This window comes from Bacteroides sp. 1001136B_160425_E2 (assembly GCF_015559655.1).
Taxonomy (GTDB): domain Bacteria; phylum Bacteroidota; class Bacteroidia; order Bacteroidales; family Bacteroidaceae; genus Bacteroides; species Bacteroides luhongzhouii.
On the sequence record NZ_JADMQH010000004.1, the window covers coordinates 299,305 to 323,024 of the forward strand.

A 23,720-nucleotide genomic window follows, 5' to 3' on the forward strand; every position below is an offset into this window, starting at 1 on the left:
CAAAGGAATACTAACTTGCTATGAATTAATCTCTTATCATTTTGTGATAATAATCGGCTTGCAAAAGTACGGCTTTTCTTTGAATTGGCAAACTATTTTTGTATATTTTTCCAGTCGCCTATTCTATTGAGGGTCTTACTAATACCCGTTATTATTCATTCCATTGAGTTTCGGATTACTTTGTATTTCTTTCAGAGGGATAGGGAAAAGCTCATGTTTACCCTCCGTAAAATTCCGGTAAGCCGGGTATGGTTTGTTCTCTTTCTGATTGACGGAACTGATCTCACCAAATAGCTTCAGAGCCTTTCCCAGCACTCCCCAGCGTATCAGATCATATTTGCGTTGTCCTTCAAAAGCCAGTTCGAAACCACGTTCCCAGTAGAGAGCCGTACGAAACTTTCCTTCCGGTGTAGAGTCGTCGATGAAAGTCAGGTTATGTGTCTTTTTCCGTGCGCTCATCATTTCATCATAATTCGCTTCCGTAATAGAAGTCGCTTCAGCACGTGTACGTACGCTATTCAGCAAATCCCATGCTTTCTGTCTGTCCGTTCCTGTTTCATTATACGCTTCGGCAGCCATCAATACCACATCAGCATAACGCAAAGGGCAATAGTTCACATCCGCATAATTGATATTCTTGTTCCATGACTCTTTCGGCATCCATTCACGGCGCCATTTTCCCACATACCAGCTTCCTGCGCTTCTTTCTTCTTTTACATGCTCTTTTTTAGTACCATTCCAGGTATAACGATAGGTGCAAATAGCAACATCACGACGTTTATCGCTCTCTTCGAAGAAGTTACGCCATTCGGGAACAACTATAAAGAAACCGTTGGCACGTCCCATATACTGATTTGCTTCAGATGCAGAAACTCCGGTAGGTTCCGCCACCTGCGGACCGTTATAAATTCCCCATGCTCCACCGTTACGACGTCCTTGCGAATGATAGAAAGCAATCTCCCAAAGACTCTCCTTATTGTTCAGTACCCCCTGCGAGTAGCTTTTAAAGAGTGCCTCATAACCACCATCATAAAAATCATGGTATCCTTTCTTTTCAAAAGCCTCCCACTCTTTTATCACTGCATCGAAATATTCCATCCGTTTGCTGTCCTCCGGACGTTTCAACTGTCCATTCGACTGAAGGCCATATCCTGCACGCTGCAAATATACACGCATCAGCAATGCACGGGCAGCCCCTTGCGTCACCCGTTCGGGACTGGAAGAAGCAGTTGCCCAATCCAGATTGTTCTTAGCGAAAGTAAGGTCAGATATAATCTCGTCATAAATCACCTCTCTGTCCACACGTTCACCAAAAGCTGATTCGTAGGATGAAGAATAAAATGTTTTGAAAGGCACATCTCCCCAATATCTCACCAAATCAAATGCGAGGAAAGCACGCAGAAAGCGAGCTTCTGCTTCCAATGCTTTCAGACGAGTATTTTCTGCGTATCCTGTCATGCCACAAATTCCGTCAATGGTCAGGTTAGCCCGGTCGATTCCCTCATATTTCAGTTTCCAGATGCTTTCGATCCATGTATTCGTGGAGTTTAGCTGATAATGCGCTATATCGTGAACCTGATTGTCAGACTGTGTGCGAGCCGTATAATAGGTATCGTCCGATGCAGGAGAAGCCATTTCGTACCAACCGTAATGATTAAAATCCGACAATGAACTATATATTCCCATCACTGCCATTTCCGCTTTATCTTCCGAATCGAAATAACGGTCCCGGTCATATTTTGAATTGGGTTCTTCCGTCAGCAAATCCTCACACGAGGAAAATCCTGTTGCCAATAGGGCAAATACGGCATATAATAGATGTATCTTTTTCATGATTACTATATATTTAAAGAATTAAAATGCTACGTTGAGACCAAAAATAAAAGAACGGCTAAGCGGATACGCTCCAAAGTCAACACCCGGTGTCAAACCGCTTTTCATCGTAGAGACTTCCGGATCGAAACCTGAATACTTGGTCCAGGTCAGCAGATTATTACCGGTGGCATACAAACGCAAGTTCTTCAATCCCACCCTTGCAATCAGATTTTTAGGGAATGTATATCCCAAAGTCACATTACTTAGTTTCAAATAGGAAGCATCCTCCACTGCCCATGAATGAATATAATTATCTCCTTGTTGAGCATCATGATAAGCGGCTACGGTTTTACCAGCATTCAAAGCAATCAGTTCTCCGGGATCTGTCACTTTCTGTCCTTCCGAATTGATGGTCATCCAACGATTAGAGCTATTCATCACATCCAATGCGTTGTAGTTCAAGCTGCCCACCTTACTGGCAACCAGTTTGGTCGCATTCAGCACTTCGTTACCATAGCTGAAAGTCAGAAATACACTTAAATCAAATCCTTTGTAAGTAAAAGAGTTGTTCAATCCTCCGTAGAATTTCGGTTGAGCGTTACCAATGACCGTTTTATCATTTTCATCAATCACATTATCGTCTCCGGTCAAGTTCTTAAACTTCCACATCCCCGGACGAATCTGGCCTTTATCACCATGATAAGGTATACCATCTTTCAGGGTATAGGTCCGCGTAGAAGCATCATAATTGAAATCATCTACCTGATACAGTCCCTCGGTGATGTAACCATAGAACTGTCCTAATGGTTCTCCGACAGCAATACGATGAGTGTTTTGGTTAAAGCCAAACCTGGCTTCATAGAGTTGTACCGCCTCACCGGTCAATGCTTTCACGGAATTTTTGTTGTGCGACAGCGTCAGTGTAGTATTCCAACTAAACTTCTTTGTAGAAAAATTCACAGTATTCACAGTCAGTTCCACACCTACATTCTTCGTTTCTCCGGCATTAATCAACATACTCTGATAACCGGAAGAATAAGGCAACTGGGCATTAAGCAACAAATTACTACTCCTATTTATATAGAATTCGGGCGAAACGGTGATGCGTTGATTCAGGAAGCCTAAATCGACACCCATATTAAACGTCTTGTTCGCCTCCCACTTCAGATCGGGATTCGGTATCTGCTTGGAGGCATAACCGGGAGTAAGCTGATCTCCCATAGCTGTGATGATGGAAGACATCAAAGCAAGGCTGTTATAGCTACCGATTCTGTTGTTACCCGCCAAACCGTATCCGATACGGAATTTCAAGTCGGAGAAAACATTCAGTTTCTTTATAAAATTCTCTTCACCTACACGCCATGCTGCCGATACAGCAGGAAAATATCCCCATTTATTATTCTTTCCGAATTTAGAAGAACCATCCGCACGGAAAGTTGCGGAAAACAAGTACTTATCCGTAAAGTCATAGTTGAGACGAGCGAAGAAAGAGAGCAGATTATCATCATAGTTTTCATCGGACGAAGCAACGGACGGAGTACCCAGACTCATATCTCCCAAAATGAACTCATCAGTAGGCAACCCACTGACACCAGATTCGAGCACACGAGTCCAGCGTTTTACAAATTCCTGTCCCAATTGTACAACTACTTTATGCTTCTTCTGAAAGCGTTTGTCATAAGTCAGAACGTTAGAGGTTTGAAAACTTCCGGTCTCCGTATTTCTGATAGAGCCGTAAATACCGTTGCGTCTTCCCATTATAGATTGGTCGCCATAGAAAAGCTCCCGGCGGTAAAGTTGATAACGCATACCCGTATTGTTGCGGAAAGTCAATCCTTTGATGATTTTGAAAGTCAGTCCGCCATTGGCTTGCAAGGTACGTGTTTCCTTATTATCCTTTTCTTCAGCGGCGGCAATCAACGGATTCTGCATCACGTTTCCATCCGCATCGCTTAATACAGGGTCTTCTCCTGCCAACAAATCCGAATCACTGCCACGTATGCCAATAGTAGGACGGTATTGCAAAATCTGAACCATTTTATTAAACTTTGCATCGACATTGCTTCCGCCTTCATTCGTACCATTTCCGGCAACACCCGCTCCATATACTTTCAGATAATCGAAGTTGATACGTCCTGTAACGGAGAGCCGCTTATTCACTTCGCTTTTCACGCTAAGCGCGATGTTATGTTTGTCACTGCCGCTATATACCATCGCACCTTCATCCTTGAAATAACCATAAGACATATTGTAATTCAACTTATCATTGCCACCATTGACGCCTACCCGATAATTTTGCGTAACGGTAGTGCGTCCCATCGTACGATCCAACCAATCGATACCTTTACGATTGCCATAGTTCTCATAAAGATCGACAAAACCACCGTAACGGTTTTGCCATGACCGCATACTTTCCTCGGGATCAGTAGCATCTCCTAATGTTCTTTCATAATCCGCCAACACAAATTCCTCTACACTTAATACATCCAACCGCTTGGCAAGCGTACGCACACCGACATAAGAATCGAAAGTAAGAGTTGCTTTCCCTTCACTTTTCGCACCGCTTTTGGTGGTGATTACCACTACGCCATTCGCTCCCCGGGCACCGTAGATGGCTGTTGCCGAAGCGTCTTTCAACACATCGATACTTTCAATATCGGCAGGATCAAGGCTGGACATGCCATCTTCCGTCGGAAATCCATCGATAATATAAAGCGGTTCATTGCTTTGCGTAATTGATATACCGCCACGAACACGCACTGACATCGTAGCACCGGGCTGACCGTCTGTCTGTATAATCTGCACACCTGCCATACGTCCCGCTAAAGCTTGGGTTACATCAGACGAAGGAACTTTGAGCAAATCGTCGCTTCTCACAGATGCCACGGAACCGGTCAAGTCTTTACGCTTTACTGTTGCATAACCGATAGCTACTACCTCATCCAACAATACCGAAGCAGCCTTCATGGTCACATCAATCTGTTTCCTTCCTTTCACGGCTACTTCCATATTTTCCAATCCGATAAAAGAGAAAACCAAGACATCCTTCTGCGGATCACTAACAGTAATGGTGTATTTACCATTGATATCGGTAATGGTACCCGTGTTCTGTTTTCCTTTCACGGTCACATTTCCTCCAATCACTTCCAAGCCTTCGTTGTCCACCACCTTACCGGTAACGGTCAAACTTTGGGCATAAATGCCGGATACCCCGACAAGAAGCAACAAAATGCAAATAATTCTACTTTTCATCATATTCTGTTTGTTATTTATATTCACTATATTTCATGATTTATCATTGATTCACTACCCGAGTAGAGATGGGACTCCGGTCGGTCATTTCTACCACCTGATAAGCCCCGTCTATCTCATCGTAAAGCAATGAAGAACCCATATATTGTCGAGAGTAAAAATTGCCATTCAACGCAGGATTGTCTGTCCCATAACTAAATACTGCCTGTTCGGTGTGATGACTCACTGTCAGTTCCGGTGCTTTAGAAGCATCCAAAACCGCTTTGATCGTCCAGTCGCCTACGTTAAAGGTATCACCGTCACGGTAGATAGCTGGGACAGCCTCATCTCCTACCTGAATAATAGCCAGGAAACGGGTGGCAGAACAACCGTCAACCCGCGCAGTCAAGTGCCACTGGTTGGGATACTCCGCTCCGGTTATGGCAGGCGGCACAACAAAACGGTCCGTTTGGGACAGCGTAAAAACATGTCCTCCAAAAAGCTGCGTCACAGCCACCAGTCCTTTGGTTTTATTATTTGTTGACAACGTTTTCTTTGTCGCATCAATCTTAAATTCCGTAGGACTATGCAACAGCCACTCCCAGCGGACAGCCTCCGATGCTTCCAGTTCATCATATACAATCACCGTATAAGGATGAAGCATCAACACATGTCGGCGGTATTTAGTCAACGGGGTGGCACCGAATCCATTTTCCGGTGTCTGCTCAAGACCTGCCTGCTTGAAGTAACCCACCCACATCGGGTCATTGCTGATACCTCTGTAAGCATGTGAAGCATCCCCCAAACAGTAACTGATATGCTGTCCGCCCATAGCACGCATCACACTGCCATAACCTTCGGTAGAATAAGGTTGTCCGATGCCGTTTACCAACAGTGAATTATGTGCCCGCGTATGGCGATAGGACATCAGATTATGAGCATCGCTGAAATTCTGATAATAGCCCGTACTGCGATACACATCAACACCTTTATATAACAGGTTAAAAGCATTCTGACTGGCAGTAGTATGACTGCCGGACCCGAATGTACTGGAACGGAACGAGAGTGCAAGATCCCTTTCCGTATCTTCCGGGGCACTGTGCATGGCTACTTCACCAGCGTCTTTATACCATACCATTTTATCAGCCCCGGCAGGAAAAACTGTATTGTAATCCTGATCGGTGCACATCCGGTAAAGACGCAATTCATAATCCCGGCGCAATAAGTCCCGACATTCTCCGGCATACCATCCGGCGTAAGAATTACCCGTTTCACACGCCAGATAATCAGCAAAGGCAGCAATTAAACGGTTGGGTTCACTCCCCTTTTCACTACTGTCACCAAAGCCGTTACTTTTCGATCCCGGCGGACAAGTATAAACCAACGAACGCCCGGCATTCTGATACCACGGATGTGATAGAAAATCGTACCGGCCGATAAATGAAAGAAGAGACGGCATATACGCCAGAGTCAAGATATTAGCACTGAAATAACCGGTACCATTGTGCCATATGCCGTCACGATTGAACCCGGAGGCAGGAGCGCGGGCTGTCCACAATTCATAATAATACTCCATCATGGGCAGCACTTCGGAAGAATAGGCTGGTTTGTCGTAAAGCGACAAAGCCACTTGAAAAAGGACGCGCATATTCTGCTGCCAAAAATGATTATCAAAGAGATGGTTTTCCTGAAAACCGCAATTTACCTTGTAATAGTAACGTGCCACACGCATCATCAGTTCTTCAGCAGCAGTACGATCGGAAACAGACAAGTTATTATAAAGCAGATCGTAGGCTGCAACAAGACACCATGCGACGTTGCTGGCAGTAAAGTTGGATGCGAAAAGTTGTCCATCGGCAGAGGGAGCGACAATCAATGCTTCAAGAAGCTGACGTAACTTTTCGGCATAAATTTCTTTTTGGGTTAGATGATAGGCCTGATAAAGATAAGTGGCATGTTGCCGGAGCTCTTCTGCACGGCTATATAAATCAGTCATTCCGGTGTATTCGGCGTTCAATGCCAGAGAAGCACGACTTTGTAGTTCTGTATATTCAGGGTGTGAAGTGACACGGTTACGGGCCTCCACGATACGGTCGTCTAAAAAACAGTAAATACGAGGATGCAGACGGGGAGCATTTGCTAAGAATGCCTGAAAAGAAGGTGTCACAAATTCCGGCGTATCATTCTTTACTTCAAAACGATAGATAGCACTCCATTCACCGGGCGTAGTTCCATTAAGGTTGGTGGAACGAAAGCGCCAATACCATGTGCCAACCTCCAAGCGGCGATGAAGATTATACATACACCATTCCTGCGGTCCGGAAAGTAGCGTTTCGGAACTGCTGAAATCTTCAGTACGTGAAAGGGAAAATTGCAGTCTTTCGCCCGTCTTCATGGCTTGAGGAACAATAAGAGGAGCAGGATTCAGATACAATTCATTATCTGCTTTGGGATAAGGTTGCGTCCGTATCTTATCCTGATAGGCATCGGGAATTCCTGCAGGCGTCTCTGGCTGCGTACTGTCCGATTCGGGCAGCGAGTCAGATGTACAGCTACAGAACAACTGTACAATGAACAAAAGAAAAACCGATAAGCGAAATGTGGTGTGCATATTATCTTCTTTTCTAGGTATAAGATTAGAGGGCTATTTTCAAAAGTTTCAATGCAAGAAGAAGGTAAAGCGGGATGGGGGGATCCCACTTTCCTTGAACTTCTATTGAGTAAGGTCGAATATTCAGTGACTGACTATTTAAAGATTGTAATCATTGGTCGGCAAAGAGCTTGTTGATTAAGAGCTGTCTTAACACTGATACCCGCTTCCTGTGCATTAGTTACAACACCATCAGCTACATTAATACGTACTCCAGAAACATTACCTTGGTTATTGATAGTACTGGAAGCATAATTCACCGTAGCAATCGTCTCTCTATCAAACATCTTACCATTGACAAATCCAAATTCCGGAAGGTTTCTGAAATCCTCACTACCAGTAGCCGGCACTTCTTTCATTGTAAACAATGTACCCATGAACGCACTCAATTGCGACAATGTAGGAATATACCATGCACTCAAATTCTCACTATCAGGAGCATGTTCTCCCACCCATTTCTCATAAGTTGTTTTAAATGTAACATCTCCAAGACCTGTTAATAAGATGTCCGTAGTTTGTGTACCGTTTGTCATACCTGCAGCCGTTTCAACCAAAGTTGTCAACTCTTCAGTATTAAGAGTCTGACGACCAGCCGCCACATTTTCAATCGCTACTGCATATCCGGCAATTGTTTTGCTCTGAAGTGCTACAGGATAATTAGCCGGCACGTCATTACCAATAGCTTCCATCTTGAAAACAATACCGACAGCATCTGTTGCGTCACGCACCACTTTACCTTCAGCATTGATATAGCTACCAACTTTCATTTCCAGTGCTTCATAATCCGGATCCACTCCTACTTCAATGTCAAAGTTTCCATCTCCGATTTCAAATTTAGCCATAATCTGCATATTAGCATCCAAAGGTAATGTATTTGCCGGTATTTTAATCTCTTTACTATATCCACCACTCAATGCCATGGTTATTTCTTCTGTAAATTTACCTACATTTGAAGGAGCAAAAAAGAAATTAGCGAACCAATTGCCATCCGCAGAAGCAAAACTTGCATTTGTATAAGTCACAGGAGCCGTAGCTGTACATTTACCCTCCAAAATATCATATCCACTCAAAGCGTTGTATGTTATTTCCAGCTTATCAGCTTGTGCAGCTACTTCCGGATTCTTTGGTTTTACGCTCACATTAGCGAACGGGCGCTTCAATATCACATTGGCATTACCAATCGTTTCTAATTTTCCGCAGAAAGCGTCGCTGGCTGCCATCAACGCGTCATTTGTCAGATCGAATGATGTAGTATTATATCCTACAGCTCTTAAATCAGCAGTGTTATATACTTTATTAGCGGCACCACTTTCCGGTACGTATTCAGCCCAAAACAATGCTTTCGACACTTCTTTTTGTTCATCTACGGAAATGGTGAAAGATACCTTACCATCTGTAACCGGTTTAGTTATCTGATCGCCTATCTTATCGCCATCAGCATTCAGTAATTGCATGATACATTGCATCGTATAACCGGTAGGGATGGTAACACCCGCACGGCTAAAGACGTTATTTACAGGAGCCTGTACAGAGATAGTAACAGGAGCATTGATTTCTGTTCCATTGTCCGAAACGATTTCTTCTTGTCCACAGGATGCAAAAAGCACTACGAACAAAGCCATTAGCGAGTAAAATAAGTTCTTTTTCATGATCTTAATTGTTTTATGGTTAAGCAATTTTTAATTGATTTATCTATTCTATAATTCTCCGAGGTCTACTTCCAGATCACCGTCATAATCAGGATCGATACCTATTCCGCCATTGGCATCGGAAGTCAGGAAGTTACCGCGTACCGTTGTGTTTTTACCTCGTTCACAAGGAATACGGAAAGCTGTACGTGCCAACACTTCATTTTTCTCATTCAAGACCTCCAGCTCTACAGGGATGGAAACGGTTTCTCCGGCATCAGTCAATACATAGTCGAATCCCAGTTTCAGTTCTTTCGTACCATCAACAGGGCGTTCAAAAGCCACTTTATATTCCATGTACATGAGCGAGTTCTTGGGTACATCGTCCCACAAATTGTAGCCAGTAGGCAAATAATCACTGTATTTCACACGAGCAGTAAAACTTTCACCTTTCAGTCCGCCTGTGGACAGTTTATTGAGAAACGTTGGCACATCTTTAGCCACCAATTCATAGCGCGCTACAGGGCGATACAGTTCAACGTCAAGGCTTGTTTCGGCTCCCCAATGATTGCGGAAAGAAGTCAGGTCCGCTGTAGTAGAAGCTGCAAAAACATCTTTATAACGGCTATTCCCTATATATTTTCCGGCAGGAAGGATAAAAGCCAGATTCTCCGCATCATAAGCAACTCCCTGTTCCGGTGTCTCCACAGTCACATAGTCGGCCCACACCAAAATGCGGTAGTTGCGGGCATGCAACTTCATACTGACAGGCAGGCTGGCACGATTAAAGTCCTCTTCATATACCGTTTGCCGCGCCGCTACTTGTCTATCTAAATAAGCTTCTACAATGAAACGACGCAGATATTTGGTTTCCGACGCACGGGTGATGGTTACCGGTGCTCTTTCCGCCAAACTTAGATTCATTGTCAGATTAAGGTTGAGTGTTACAGCTGTCGGGTCCACTCCCAGTTCTCCTTCGGGAGTCATTTCCGGTTCTTCGTGCAGGCTGCATCCATTCACCAGCAGGGTGATGAACAACAGGAAAGTGCACTGTGCCAATATATATAAATTTCTTCTCATATTGTTATCTTATTTATATGCATGTTCCTATCTAAGGTTAAAAGCGGTAGACCAACGATGCTCCCACACGGGTTATCCCCCAGTAATGACGGACACGCGTATCCAGCTGTGCGCCGTTGTCTACATTATAATAGGTGTTATACTTCATGTTGGCATATCCTACTCCCAAATTAAATTCCGCTCCCCAGTGCTTGGAAAGAGGGAGTTTGTAACCGTAACTGATTCCGGCTCCCAACATCGGACGATCAGTATCTTGATAACGGTCATCGTTCCACTTCACGTTAAACCATGTCACATGAGCGTGCAATCCGACAAAATGTCCCCGCCCTGTCTCATTTCCTACCCACCAACGGGCTTCGGGTTGCAGTGCCACAGTGCGCACACCATGTTTATCTCCCAAATCCCATAAACTGCAAGTCAGTGGTAACTCTACCGTGATTTTTTTATGTACCTGCATTTCCACGGCAAGGTTCAACAACGCACAAGCATCATACGCCACGTTGGTTTTCAGTGCCAAATAGCGTTTGCCATCAAAGGCAGTCACATTCTTACGGGTATTTTCTTTGTCGGATTGCCGTTTATCGCCCTCCTTTTTGGGAGAAGTCGCAACTACCGTTTCCAGCTTCTTCCCGTCGGGTTTGTAGACCGTAGTTTCTTCCGGAGCTGCAGAGGTCTGCACGCGAGGTCTGTCAGGAGTCTGTGCTGACAAGACGGTTATGCCCGATAATGCAGCCAACAGGCATATAATTCTCATATTAAATTTCGAATGTCTCATATATTCGTATCTTTCATGTTCATTGATCAGATTTCCAATTCGGGCACTGCATCCCTCATTACCGTTTCATATCCGTCCTCATTGATGATAGTGGCTTCTCCTTTGTAAGTGATATCCACCTTCTCTTTGGTGCTGCGGATAAAGAATGAAGGAGCACCGGTGGATTTCAGGTTAACGCTGATAAGCCATCCGGCTACTTTGATACGTCCGTCGGACAGAATTTCGGGGTCTTTGGCAGGATATTTCAGTGCATGTGTATTGATGATGGTAGCAAAACGATATACTTGTGCTTTTTCCGATGTAGCTGTGAAATGCCAGTGATTAGGATATTTTTTGAACACTCCTTTGTCATCGGCACGGAGCCAGTTGACCGCCGGATAGAAGAAACGACTCGTCGTATCAGTCTGCAATGTTCCAGTCGAAAAAAGATAAGCATCCGAGGCTCCTCCCCGACTGGTGGCCTGAACATGTACAAAACGATTATCCGACTGATCCACTGTCATGGGATTTTCTATGGTATGCAGCAAATAACTCCAGGTTACAGGTTCGTCTGCAACGAGTTCATCATAAATAAAGATTAGTCCTGTCTTTCCTAAATTGACCATGTGACGGCGGAAAGTTTTCACATGATTCTCATCCCAGCCATTTTCGGGTGTATAGTGCACTTCGGATTGTTCCCCACGTGTCAGCCAAAGCGGTGAAACCACTTTTCCGTAAGCATTGGAGGCATCACCCAGTACATAACCGATTTTCTCACTGACGTAATAACGGGGAATCCATCCATATCCTTCCGTACCGATGCGCTGTCCCATACCGTTCACCAAAATTGTATTGTGAGCACGTGTGGCACGATGACACAACATACTATGTACATCGGTAAACTCGATGTGGTGTCCGCTACTGTAAAATAAAGGTTTTCCACCATAGAAAGTATTGAAAGCATTCTGATTGGCAAGTGCATGGGAGGTAGAACCATAAGGGCTTGAACGAAAACTCCACATGGCATTTCCACCCACTCTGTCCCAGTTGGTCTGGAAAGAGGCAAGTCCTGTTGCGGGAAACACATATCCTGCGGGAAGTGCTGTCAACCCTTCACCCTCCGGCAGAGGTTTATTACATTGCAGGCGGAACCAGGCAAGATCACCGGGCTTACTCAATAGGGCTTTCTTCAGATATTCCGGTTCCACTTTCAATGTGCGGCGTACAAAGTCGGCAGCATAAGTGTTTCCGGTGAGGCGTGCCAAGGCATCCAAATAGCCTATACGGATGCTATTGGGACGTGCCACATTCTGATGTGAACTTCCGTTTCCTCCGGATTTGGAGAAAGGAGGTTGCTGGAAGATGGTATACATGATATTTCCCTGATACCAAGGATCGGAAAAGAAATTGTAGCCAGTCAGTTTGCTATAGTAATATGGCACTTCGACTAATGTACGGGTGTTGACTGTAAAGTAAGAGTCACCATTGTGCCAGCCACCGTCTTTGTTCAATCCGGGGAAACGTGCCAACCATACGTTATAACAGTAATCCATCCATGTGTTGGCTTCGGGCAGATCGCCATATACACTGAATGATGCCATTGTAAGGATGCGAAGTGTCATTTGCCACACATGGTTGTCGGCGATGTGATTCTCCATCCGGTTATTAAAGTTTTCGTACATTTCACCACCTTTCTTTTGGATGGCTCCAAGTAAGATTTTCTTTTGTGATGCGCTTAATCTATCGTAGAAAGAATCATAAGCCATAGAGCAGAGTGACAACAAGCTGGAAGCATTAAAATCGCCTTTTACATTTTCATCTTTATCCCAGTCCGCCATGACAAACACACGCTTGATGGCTTCGTCAGCATACTTCGCGTCTTGCGTCAACAACCACGCCCGTATCAGTGCTTCGGCATTACCTTCTTCCGCATCGATAATGCGACGGCTCTCACGAGTGAGGTATGAATTTATCTGCATCTCGTTCTTCAGATTCTTTACCTGCGAGACATTAATATCTTTCACTGATTTCATTGGAGTCTGAAGTACCTGATCTGCACGTTCAAGATACCATTGTCTTTCTGCCTTGTCCTTACTGCGGTTCATAAAGTCCTTCCATTCATTCTTCATGATCCACACACGCGGATGGTCGGCAGGTAGTTTTGCCAACACTGTTTTCAATGAAGGCGGACAGAATTTGCCCGGGCGATCTTCCACGGTGAGTTGTTGTGTGCTTCCCCATGCCACTTGCCCGTCTTCTACATAACCGAACTGCCAGTACCATACACCCGGCGCAAGCGGTTGTTCCGGATTATAGAACGGCCAGCGAGTTTCCACCTGAACAACTCCGGACTTCAATCCGGCATCCTGCGAATAACGTAACCGATAGGTAACCTTCGTTTTATCTACCTTCTTTACTTTGTGTTCAAATCCATCCAACGGACTGTCCTGCGAGTTCATGTCCGAACGAAGCGGCCATTGGAAAGAAACCGCACGGTCATTTACCACCGCTTTATCAAGAGGATAAGGAGTGGCACGCATTTCATGCATCAACGTTGTCTCCGTCAACTTGATGACTGCTTGTTTTTGCGCATGTGTCATCTGTGCAGCCACAGACAAGATTACGGATGAAATCAATAATACTTTTTTCATGATATCAAATGATTGGTTTTTCTGTAGGCAAATGTAGATAAACCGTCCGAAACGGAACTTTCAATTCATTTCTTCCTTCTCTGATACTGTCTAACAGGACTTTGTTTTCGTTCATTTCAACTTAAAATTCGTCCAATACAAGCGTTACAGGTGGCTACAAAGAGGGTGAAAGGGTTATCTATTCACCACAGAGGACAGGAGAACGCAGAGGTGAATCTTCTTCATGTTCGATAAGCAATGAACTGTTTCAGCCTATTCTGACAAGGGTATATTCTCACTGCAATGAGAAAAAGTTCTCATTACTATGAGTATTTTTTCTCATAGTAATGAGTATTTTTTCTCATTGCGATAAATATAGTTGAGAATGTTTACGGAAGTTTTTTTGAATTATAATTGTATGAGTTTACCTCATTTCCGCACCGGAAATGAATAAGATTCCCCTCTGCGTTCTCTGTGGTGAAGCGAATAAGTTACTTAGTATGCTGCTTCACATACTCCGATGGCAGACAACCGACATACTTCTTGAAACTGGTAGAGAAATAAGAAGAAGATCCGAACCCTACCATTCCGCTAATCTCCGAAATGGAGTAGCGCCCTTCAAGCAACAATTTACACGCTTTATTAAAACGGATACGCCGGATAAAGTTGGCTGGCGGTTCACCGGATATGGAATTCATCTTGAGATACAGTGACGAACGACTCATGCAAAGCTGGCTGGCCAACTCATCAGAGGTGAAGTCTTCATTACTGATATTTTCTTCTACCACCTGAATAGCTTTACTCATGAATTCCTCATCCAAATTATTCGAAGTCATTTTAGCAGTATCTATATCAATCGTATTCGAATAATAGTGTTTCAACCGCTGGCGTGCTTTCAGTTGATTAGCAATTTTTCCTTTCAATAAATGAATCGAGAACGGTTTGGCAATGTAATCATCCGCCCCAGCCTGAATACCTTCCGTCTGCGCATCAACACTTCCTTTGGCAGACAACAGAAGGACGGGAATATGGCAGGTTTGCAGATTTCGTTTAATAAGCTGGCAAAGTTTGATACCGTCAATATCCGGCATCATCACGTCGGAAAGAACAAGGTCCACACGATGTTCTTTCATGATAGCCAATGCTTCTTCGCCATTTCCGGCAGTAAGCGTCACATAATTCTGCCGGAAATTACCTTTCAGATAATCCACCATCTCTTTATTGTCATCTACCAACAAGATAGTAGGACGTTCTTCCTCACTGCCGGCTTCTATCTGATCGTCGTCCGATTTATCTTCTGAAACCACAGCCGACGCATCACCAGAGAAATATTCATCGGACACCGGAAGCTCCCGGAGAGAAGCAGATGTTTCGACTTCATGTGCCGGCAATTCACGTTCTTTCTCCATAAAGACAGTCATATCAGCAGGTAGCGTGACTTTAAATTCGGTATATTGAGCAAGTTCGCTTGCTACGGTAATAGTGCCGTGATGCTTTTCTACCAACATCTTCACCAATGACAGCCCGATACCCGTCCCCTTTCGCTGACCGTCTACCTGATAGAAACGTTCGAAAATACGGGTTAGCTGTTCCGGAGACATACCGATTCCGCTATCTCTTACCGTGAAGCCATAGATATCTCCCTCTGTCCATAAGGAAAGCGAAATACTTCCACCGTCCGGTGTAAACTTAAAGGCGTTAGACAGCAGATTCATCAAGATAGTCTCTACATACGTCCGATCCGCCGGAAACAATCGTCCTCCCAGATCGGATTTTATATGAAAGCTGATAGCACGCTTCTGCGCATTTTCTTTAAACAGGGCAAAAACATCTTGCAACAGTTCTTCCACATTTACCTGCGCAACATGAATAGGCATTGCACCTGCTTCAGCTTTACGGAAATCCAGCAACTGGTTGACGATGTGCAACAACTTCCGTCCGTTCTTATAAACATAATCCAGCTTCTGCTGTACCGGAGTACCTTTCAGATTGCTCTGTCCCAGAAGTTCCTCCAACGGAGCCAATATCAGACTCAACGGAGTACGCAACTCATGAGACATATTCATGTAAAAACGTACTTTCTCCTGACTGATTTCTTCTATCTTGTTTCGTTCTATCTGTTCGATCCGAACTTGCATCTTCATTTTGGCACGGGCAATAAAGAAATAGATCACAAAAACGAGAAGCCCTACAGAAAAGAAGATGAAAAGCATCTTTGCCCACCAAGTCTGATACCACATCGGAATGATATGCACAAAAAATTCAGTGGTCGCCTCGCTCCACTTTCCATCGTTGTTACATGCCTTCACCTTGAATACGTACTCACCGGGCGGGAGATTGGAATAACTCGCTCGTGCAAAGGAAACATGACGGGAGTAGTTCCACTCGGTTTCAAAACCTTCCAATTTGTAAACGAACTGATTCCGCTTGCCAGCCAAATAGTTGATAACGGCAAACCGGATATTAAAAAGTTTCTGATCGGAAGGGAACGACATACCCAGCATCCGCCCTTGCTCGTCTTGATAATAGCGTACCCGTTCACTTTTCATATCCGTAATCACCTGATTTAAGACAACGGCTCCTGTTACCACCGCATCCGGAGAATATGGATTATCACCCAATTCGTATGGCTTGAAATAAGCGACGCCTCCAAGAGACCCCAGGAAGAATGTACCATCGTGCGCTTTGCAAGCTCCGAAGTAGTTAAACTGATCGTGAGGCAGTCCGTCCTGCTTCGTATAGTTGAGGGAAGTACCCTCTTCCGTATTGAAACAAGCCAGTCCCTTGTTAGTTGTTAACCACAAACGCCCCCGTTCATCTTCCAGTATATTATAAATGAAGTCGTTGGGCAAACCGTCTTTCATCGTATAGTGTTTCCAGGCAGTCGGTGCTCCTTCCTTATAGCAATATAATCCTGTGGAAGAACCAATCCAGATTTCATGACGGCTATCCTCCTGTACACAGAAAGCTTGTATCAACCCATGCAGATAAGCCGAAGAGGACAGATGCAGTTCTTCCAGTTTTCCGCCGGCATACAAAAACAGGCTCTCTTCCGTACCAATCCATATTCTTCCTTTTGAATCGCGGAACAATGTATATATCAATACATTCTCCAATTTTTTATGCTTTTTAGCTAATGGATGCTGTGAAAGTTTGCCGGTCTGTTTGTCGAAAAGGTAAAGCCCGCTCATGCCGCCCACCCAAAGCGTCCCATCCGTTCCGTCCAATAAGGAGTAACAACTGTTAGTCAGGGAAGTAGAATGGGGAAAGGAATATGTTTCTATCCTGCCACTCTGATGACGCAGACGGCTCATTCCCCCTCCATGAGTGCCGATATAGACACTTCCATCCTTGTCTGTCCATATACATTTTATATTGTCGGACTTTAAAGAGTTGGCGGAAGTACCCGTCCGGTAATATGAAAAGACTCCGGTTTTCCGGTTATAATAATTTAATCCGCCGTCGTTCGTGCCGATCCAGAGATTTCCATTATCCGGGTCTTCGGCAATGCAGCTCACCGTGTTATCACTTAATGAATTCCTCCAGGCGGAATGTTGCAAGCGTCCGAATGACGGAGCGAGAGGATGATAATAATTAAGCCCGCCATAAAATGTACCGATCCACATTCCCCCTTGATTGTCTTTCAAGATAGAGCGGATGGAATTATGCCCCAAGGTAGTCGGATCTTCAGGAGAAAAACGACAAATCCGGAACGTTTCCGTCTCCGGTTCAAGAATAAGCAAACCTTCCATGGTTCCTATCCAAACCCTTCCTTTATCATCTCCGGACAATGTCCTGACCGAGTTCGTAAGAAAATAAGCAGGAGTATTTTGCTTGTTATAATGCCGTTTTATTTGAAAGTTGTTATCCACACAATACACCCCGTTTGTCAATGAAGCCAGCCAACAATTCCCTGTTTTGTCGTCATAAAGCATATCGGAGATGGTTTCTCCTTTCAATTGGAGAAGAAGCCGGGTCACGTTTTCGTTGCGTACATAATAGAAATAGACACCTTCCGAAGTTCCCAACAGGAAACCGTCATTCATCCGGCAAACAGAATAGATCGTTTTTCCGGCAAGTTCCGGCTGCACTTTCATCCGCCCGGTCTTTTTATCAAAAACCATCAGACCGATATTGGTAGCAAGCAAAAGCCGGTCACCTTCCTCCGGTTCTCCAATAGCCAATACCTGCATCGGCTGATTGTCCGGTGACGAATAATTGGTGAAATTATTTCCTACAATATTATAACGGGATAAACCGACCTGTGTGCCTACCCATACCGTGCCTTTCGAATCGGTATGAAGTGAATAGACATGATTGTTTGCCAGACTGGTCGTATCATCCGGCGCTTTATAATACGAAACAAAGCGGGAACCTTCATACCAGTTCAGTCCGTCTATGGTGCCTACCCAAATCTTATTATTATGATCTTGTGTCAGAGCGAGCACAGTATTTTGCGACAACCCGTCATCCACGGATAATCGCTTAAAATGGATGAAGCTGTCGGCGGCCGATACAGCGAAAGGAAAAAATAAGATGCAAACGGTTAATCCGAATAGGTACTTAAATAGCAAATGTCGGTCTTTCATGAGCTAATATTGAAGAATTTATCGTAAAGATAAGTATTTTCAATTCAATCTGATAAATGAATCCTGTTTTTTTAACTCATATAAAGGACCGGCATCGACTTAAAACAGGGCAACCGCGCCAAAGTCCAACAGTTATGAATTCATATTTTAGACGCGGTTACCCTGGACTTTAATTTTTTTTTACGGTTTCTCTTCAAGTTAGTAAGACGGATTTTCTGATTTTTCTTTCAGATCTTTATAGCGTTTCAAGGCTTCCAGATAATAATAATCGGCATAATTGAGCGGAGTATCAATTTCACTGTCGTGCGGGAAACTACCAACCGAATGTAACAGGACGAAACCATGATTTTCTCCCTCCTTGGCCAAATAATCATCTGATGACAACTGTTTTAGGATATGCTCCGCATAACGGAAATATTCTTCCCCTTGTTTCTTGTCGCCATAGCCGCTCAACTCCAGCAATGCAGAAGCTGTTACGGCAGCCGCAGAAGCATCCCGTGGTTCATTCGGAATCTTGGGAGCATCATAATCCCAATAAGGTACATAGTCATTTTCAGACGGACGGTGATCGATAATGAACCGCGCTATTTTATGAGCGGCATCCAAATAACTCTGCTGCTTGGTGAAGCGATAACACATGGTATAGCCATACACTCCCCAAGCCTGTCCGCGCGCCCAGGCGGAAGAATCGGCATATCCCTGAAAGGTCCCTTTCGACTCCACCTCACCGCTATCTGCCAGGTAACTCACCACATGATAGGAAGTCATGTCCTCCCGGAAGTGATTCTTCAACGTTTTGTCGGCATGAGAGATGGCTATTTCACGATATTTCGGATTATTGGTTTGCTCTGAAGTCCAGAACAGCATTTCAAGATTCATCATATTATCAATAATCACCGGATAGCTCCATCCACCGAAATCCCACGAACGAATCAGTCCGACTTCCGGACGAAAACGGGAGCACAAGCTTTCTGAAGAATGAATCAGAATTAAACTATCCCCAGGCTCCGGTTTCAAACGAATGCCCTGCCCATAACTGCAAAACATCATAAAACCCAAATCGTGATTACCCGTATAATATTGCATATCCTGCAGACGGTCCGTATATTTACGCGCCTCCTTCGCAAGAGCCTCATCACCGGTCAACTCGTATGCCAGCCACATGGAACCGGGATAGAAACCACTCGTCCAGTCGGTGGGATGCTCCAGCCTGTACTTTCCTTCTTTGATAGAACGGGGGAAACAGGCGGTGTCCGGTTCATTCTTCAATTGTTCTGCCATATAGAGCAACTGATGTCCCGATGTTTTCACTGCATGGTCAAACCATTCCATCTCATTTCCTTTTGAAGTATCGCAAGCAGTCAGGAGAGCCATACTCCCTACCGCCAGTAAAAGTTTGTTTTTCATTGTTCTACTTTATTTTATTACTGTATTCTATTACTGGCAACAAAGTTAGAACAAGTCGCGGGCACAACCTTTGCAAATCTATTTTTTCATTTTTGTTTCTATTTCTACGGAGTTTGATTTTGTCCAAAAGTTCTTTGTTTTTATCTTTTATAGAAAAACAGGCACAGATTTCACAAAATAAGCCGTCGTCAGACATAGCCAAACAACCATGCAGCTTTTTGCAAAATCCATGCCTCAACAGAAAGTACGCGCTCTTCTATCTTACAATATCTTCCGGAAACTTAGCCGGCATCTCCACCCTCTTCCAGGTTTCATAATACCAGGTGTTCAACTCATTTCCATTCAAATCATTCTTGATAAAATATTTCAGATGGAGATAATCATTGTCCTTAATCTCGAATTCCAAAATATTGTCCTGATTGTCCAGCATCGGGAGATGAATATTCTTCTCGATACTTTCCTTATAAGAATCGTCCGTGAGTTGTTTATAAGTACCATATCCAGTAATAATCGCATCCGCACCGGGAATAATGGTAAAGTTGACGATTTGTCCGTCATCACTCAATACTTTAAATGTATTACTGGGTTTTAATGCCCCCGGAACATCGGGAGATTCGGATACATAATGGCAGAGCTGCCAAATACCTTTCAAATCGGCCGCTTTGAATTTGGTTTTCTTCTGGGCCATCGCACCTGTTACCGCTAACAACATTATTGAAAGCATGGTAAAGAAATAGAGCTTTTTCATTGTTGTACTATTTTAGTTAACACTCTCGAATGCGTATTTTCAAATATAAAGATTTATTTTGAAAATACAGCAATTCAGAGCATAAAAAAACTCGCATAACCTGAAGATTATGCGAGTTTTACATAAATATACCGAAATATTAGAAATCAGCATTTCTTGGTGTACGCGGGAACGGTATCACGTCACGGATATTCGCCATACCTGTTACAAACAACAACAGACGTTCGAATCCTAATCCAAAACCAGAGTGAGGACAAGTACCGAACTTACGGGTATCCAGATACCACCACATATCTTTCATCGGGATATGCATTTCTTCAATACGGGTCATCAGCTTGCCATAGTCGGCTTCACGTTCGGAACCACCGATAATTTCACCAATTTTCGGGAAAAGTACGTCCATTGCACGTACTGTCTTACCGTCTTCGTTCTGCTTCATATAGAAGGCTTTGATTTCCTTCGGATAATCAGTCAGAATCACCGGACGTTTGAAGTGTTCCTCCACTAAGAAACGTTCGTGTTCGGAAGCCAGGTCCACGCCCCAGTAAACCGGGAATTCGAACTTATGTCCTTTCGCAACAGCCTCTTCAAGAATCTTGATACCATCTGTATAAGGCAAACGTACGAAATCATCTTTCAATACACCTTGCAGACGTTCAATCAAGCCTTTATCGAACATATCGTTCAGGAACTTCACATCATCCGCGCAGTTATCCAACGCCCATTTCACACAATATTTGATGAACTCTTCTGCCAAGTCCATGTTGTCTGTAATGTCGTTGAAAGCAACTTCCGGCTCAATCATCCAGAACTCTGCCAAGTGGCGGGGAGTGTTGGAGTTTTCGGCACGGAATGTAGGACCGAATGTGTAGATAGCTCCCAAGGCAGTAGCTGCCAGTTCACCTTCCAACTGACCGGAAACAGTCAGACTTGCCTGCTTACCGAAGAAATCATCTTCATAAGAGATGGAACCTCTCTCGTCTTTCTTCAAGTCATACAGGTTCATGGTAGTCACTTGGAACATCTGTCCGGCACCTTCACAATCGGAAGCTGTAATGATCGGCGTATGGAAATAGAAGAATCCCTTTTCATGGAAGAACTTGTGAATAGCAATCGCCATGTTGTGACGGATGCGGAACACTGCACCGAATGTATTCGTACGCGGACGCAAGTGAGCAATCTCGCGCAAGAATTCCATAGAGTGGCCTTTCTTCTGTAATGGGTATGTATTATCGCAAGTACCCAGCACTTCGATTTCACGAGCCTGTACTTCCACTTTCTGTCCGGAACCCACTGATTCTACCATTTCTCCGTTCACGCTGATACAAGCGCCGGTAGTAATCAGTTTCAGCATCTCTTCATCGAAATTAGCCAAATCTACTACGATCTGCAAATTATTTATTGTAGAACCGTCATTCAGTGCGATAAAGTTTACTTGTTTGCTACCTCTACGGGTGCGAACCCATCCTTTCACATTGACCATAGCGCCAATATCTGTGCGCTTCAACAGATCAACAATTTTTGTTCTACCAATCTTTTCCATTTAACTTTTTCTTTTTAGATACAAGAAGACGAGGTTTCAAATGCAAGATGAATTCTTTCCTGCTTTCTTTCCCCGTCCTCTGTCAAGTTGTTATTTATTGACTTATTACTCAAACGAACCCATGCGGAGGTAGTTTACTTCTGCTTCCGACAGGTAACGCCAGTCTCCGCGACGCAGACCTTTTTTGGTCAGTCCGGCGAAGAACACACGGTCGAGTTTTACTACTTTATAACCCAGTGATTCGAAAATACGGCGAACGATACGGTTCTTACCGGAGTGAATTTCGATACCTACCTGGTCTTTCTTGAAATCATCTGTATAGCTGATCGCATCTGCATGGATTTCACCATCTTCCAACTGGATACCAGCTGCAATCTGATCCATATCCGCTTTAGTCAGATTCTTGTCCAGATGAACATGATAAATTTTCTTCTTCAGGAATTTCGGGTGTGTCAGCTTGGAAGCCAGATCACCGTCATTCGTCAGTAACAGTACACCAGTCGTGTTACGGTCCAGACGTCCTACCGGATAAATACGTTCGTTGCAAGCGCCTTTCACCAAATCCATTACTGTACGACGTTCCTGCGGATCATCCGATGTAGTAACGGTATCTTTCGGTTTATTCAGCAATACGTATACCTTGCGTTCGATGCTTACCGGTTCGTCGTGGAACTTAACCACATCCGAACGTTTGATCTTCGTACCCAATTCCGTTACCACTTCACCGTTTACAGAAACCACACCTGCTGTGATAAATTCATCAGCCTCACGACGGGAGCAAACACCTGCGTTAGCCAGGAACTTATTCAGACGAATCGGTTCATTCGGATCAACGAACTGTTCCTTGTACTCGATCTGTTTCTTTACGCTATACTTAGCGTTCGGATCATAATCGCCGGTACGCGGACGCGGACGATATCCTCCTTGTGAACGGTCGTTGTTGTATCTCGGACGGTAACCTCCACCTCCGTTGTTGCTGCGATAGCCGCCACCTTCGCCGTTATTGAAACGGGGACGATACGGACGATCACCACCTTCACGGTTGTAAGAAGGACGTTGAGGACGGTCGCCACCTTCGCCGTTATTAAAGCGGGGACGGTAAGGACGGTCGCCACCTTCACGGTTGTAGGAAGGACGTTGAGGACGGTCGCCATAAGACGGGCGGTCACCACCTTCGCCGTTATTGAAGCGAGGACGGTAAGGACGGTCGCCGCCTTCACGGTTGTAAGAAGGACGTTGAGGACGGTCGCCATAAGACGGGCGGTCACCACCTTCGCGGTTGTAAGGACGTTGAGGACGGTCGCCTCCTTCATTATTATTATTGAAGCGAGGACGATACGGACGATCTCCACCTTCACGATTATAAGAAGGACGTTGGGGACGGTCGCCATAAGAGCGGTCACCATACGAACGCTGCGGGCGTTCGCCTCCTTCATTGTTGGCATTAAATCGCGGGCGATACGGACGATCCCCGCCTTCACGGTTGTAAGAAGGGCGATACGGACGTTCTCCACCTTCTCTGTTGTAAGACCTGTTACCATCACGGCCGGCACCTGTATTCTCCTCATTGAAAGAATTTTCGCGCCATTCTTCGTTTTCTGTGCTCATTTTTTTATTCGAATAAAATTAGACTTTGGCCTCACGG

The 23,720-nt window shown here is 44.5% G+C and carries 12 protein-coding genes; all 12 read right to left on the minus strand.

Annotated features, from left to right (window positions below; translation table 11 throughout):
- Positions 1-138: 138 nt before the first annotated feature.
- Complete coding sequence (locus I2I04_RS05755) at positions 139-1,833, minus strand: RagB/SusD family nutrient uptake outer membrane protein (RefSeq protein ID WP_195654567.1); 1,695 nt, start codon at positions 1,831-1,833, stop codon at positions 139-141.
- Between the two features lie 21 nt (positions 1,834-1,854).
- A complete protein-coding gene (locus I2I04_RS05760; protein ID WP_195654568.1) occupies positions 1,855-5,070 on the minus strand; it encodes a SusC/RagA family TonB-linked outer membrane protein in 3,216 nt (1,071 codons plus the stop codon).
- 40 nt (positions 5,071-5,110) lie between these two features.
- Positions 5,111-7,657, minus strand: a complete 2,547-nt coding sequence (locus tag I2I04_RS05765; protein ID WP_195654569.1) for a DUF4962 domain-containing protein — start codon at positions 7,655-7,657, stop codon at positions 5,111-5,113.
- Positions 7,658-7,791: 134 nt separating this feature from the next.
- Positions 7,792-9,345 carry a hypothetical protein gene (locus I2I04_RS05770; RefSeq protein WP_195654570.1) on the minus strand — a complete coding sequence of 518 codons (1,554 nt, stop codon included), beginning with the start codon at positions 9,343-9,345 and terminating at the stop codon, positions 7,792-7,794.
- A 48-nt stretch (positions 9,346-9,393) separates the two neighbouring features.
- Positions 9,394-10,404, minus strand: coding sequence for a DUF6562 domain-containing protein (locus I2I04_RS05775; protein WP_195654571.1), 1,011 nt, complete (start codon positions 10,402-10,404; stop codon positions 9,394-9,396).
- 37 nt (positions 10,405-10,441) lie between these two features.
- On the minus strand, positions 10,442-11,179 hold the full coding sequence (locus I2I04_RS05780) for a DUF3575 domain-containing protein (protein ID WP_195654572.1): 738 nt from the start codon (positions 11,177-11,179) through the stop codon (positions 10,442-10,444).
- A gap of 26 nt (positions 11,180-11,205) precedes the next feature.
- Entirely contained in the window at positions 11,206-13,809 is a 2,604-nt protein-coding gene (locus I2I04_RS05785; RefSeq protein ID WP_195654573.1) for a DUF4962 domain-containing protein, read from the minus strand.
- Between the two features lie 470 nt (positions 13,810-14,279).
- Positions 14,280-18,377, minus strand: a complete 4,098-nt coding sequence (locus I2I04_RS05790; protein WP_195654574.1) for a hybrid sensor histidine kinase/response regulator transcription factor — start codon at positions 18,375-18,377, stop codon at positions 14,280-14,282.
- 198 nt (positions 18,378-18,575) lie between these two features.
- Positions 18,576-19,784, minus strand: coding sequence for a glycoside hydrolase family 88 protein (locus I2I04_RS05795; protein ID WP_195654575.1), 1,209 nt, complete (start codon positions 19,782-19,784; stop codon positions 18,576-18,578).
- 256 nt (positions 19,785-20,040) lie between these two features.
- Positions 20,041-20,532, minus strand: coding sequence for a DUF4488 domain-containing protein (locus I2I04_RS05800; protein WP_143259012.1), 492 nt, complete (start codon positions 20,530-20,532; stop codon positions 20,041-20,043).
- Positions 20,533-20,671: 139 nt separating this feature from the next.
- On the minus strand, positions 20,672-22,075 hold the full coding sequence (asnS, locus tag I2I04_RS05805) for an asparagine--tRNA ligase (protein WP_195654576.1): 1,404 nt from the start codon (positions 22,073-22,075) through the stop codon (positions 20,672-20,674).
- 105 nt (positions 22,076-22,180) lie between these two features.
- The gene (locus I2I04_RS05810; protein ID WP_195654577.1) at positions 22,181-23,683 is read right to left on the minus strand and encodes a pseudouridine synthase; all 1,503 of its coding nucleotides are present in this window, start codon (positions 23,681-23,683) and stop codon (positions 22,181-22,183) included.
- Positions 23,684-23,720 lie beyond the last annotated feature (37 nt).

Bases quoted from the DNA above. Each gene is read 5' to 3' on its own strand.
- I2I04_RS05770 (WP_195654570.1), bottom strand. From the start codon at position 9,345: ATGAAAAAGAACTTATTTTACTCGCTAATGGCTTTGTTCGTAGTGCTT.
- I2I04_RS05800 (WP_143259012.1), bottom strand. From the start codon at position 20,532: ATGAAAAAGCTCTATTTCTTTACCATGCTTTCAATAATGTTGTTAGCG.
- I2I04_RS05790 (WP_195654574.1), bottom strand. From the start codon at position 18,377: ATGAAAGACCGACATTTGCTATTTAAGTACCTATTCGGATTAACCGTT.
- I2I04_RS05775 (WP_195654571.1), bottom strand. From the start codon at position 10,404: ATGAGAAGAAATTTATATATATTGGCACAGTGCACTTTCCTGTTGTTC.
- I2I04_RS05760 (WP_195654568.1), bottom strand. From the start codon at position 5,070: ATGATGAAAAGTAGAATTATTTGCATTTTGTTGCTTCTTGTCGGGGTA.
- I2I04_RS05810 (WP_195654577.1), bottom strand. From the start codon at position 23,683: ATGAGCACAGAAAACGAAGAATGGCGCGAAAATTCTTTCAATGAGGAG.
- I2I04_RS05785 (WP_195654573.1), bottom strand. From the start codon at position 13,809: ATGAAAAAAGTATTATTGATTTCATCCGTAATCTTGTCTGTGGCTGCA.
- I2I04_RS05755 (WP_195654567.1), bottom strand. From the start codon at position 1,833: ATGAAAAAGATACATCTATTATATGCCGTATTTGCCCTATTGGCAACA.
- I2I04_RS05765 (WP_195654569.1), bottom strand. From the start codon at position 7,657: ATGCACACCACATTTCGCTTATCGGTTTTTCTTTTGTTCATTGTACAG.
- asnS (WP_195654576.1), bottom strand. From the start codon at position 22,075: ATGGAAAAGATTGGTAGAACAAAAATTGTTGATCTGTTGAAGCGCACA.
- I2I04_RS05795 (WP_195654575.1), bottom strand. From the start codon at position 19,784: ATGAAAAACAAACTTTTACTGGCGGTAGGGAGTATGGCTCTCCTGACT.
- I2I04_RS05780 (WP_195654572.1), bottom strand. From the start codon at position 11,179: ATGAGACATTCGAAATTTAATATGAGAATTATATGCCTGTTGGCTGCA.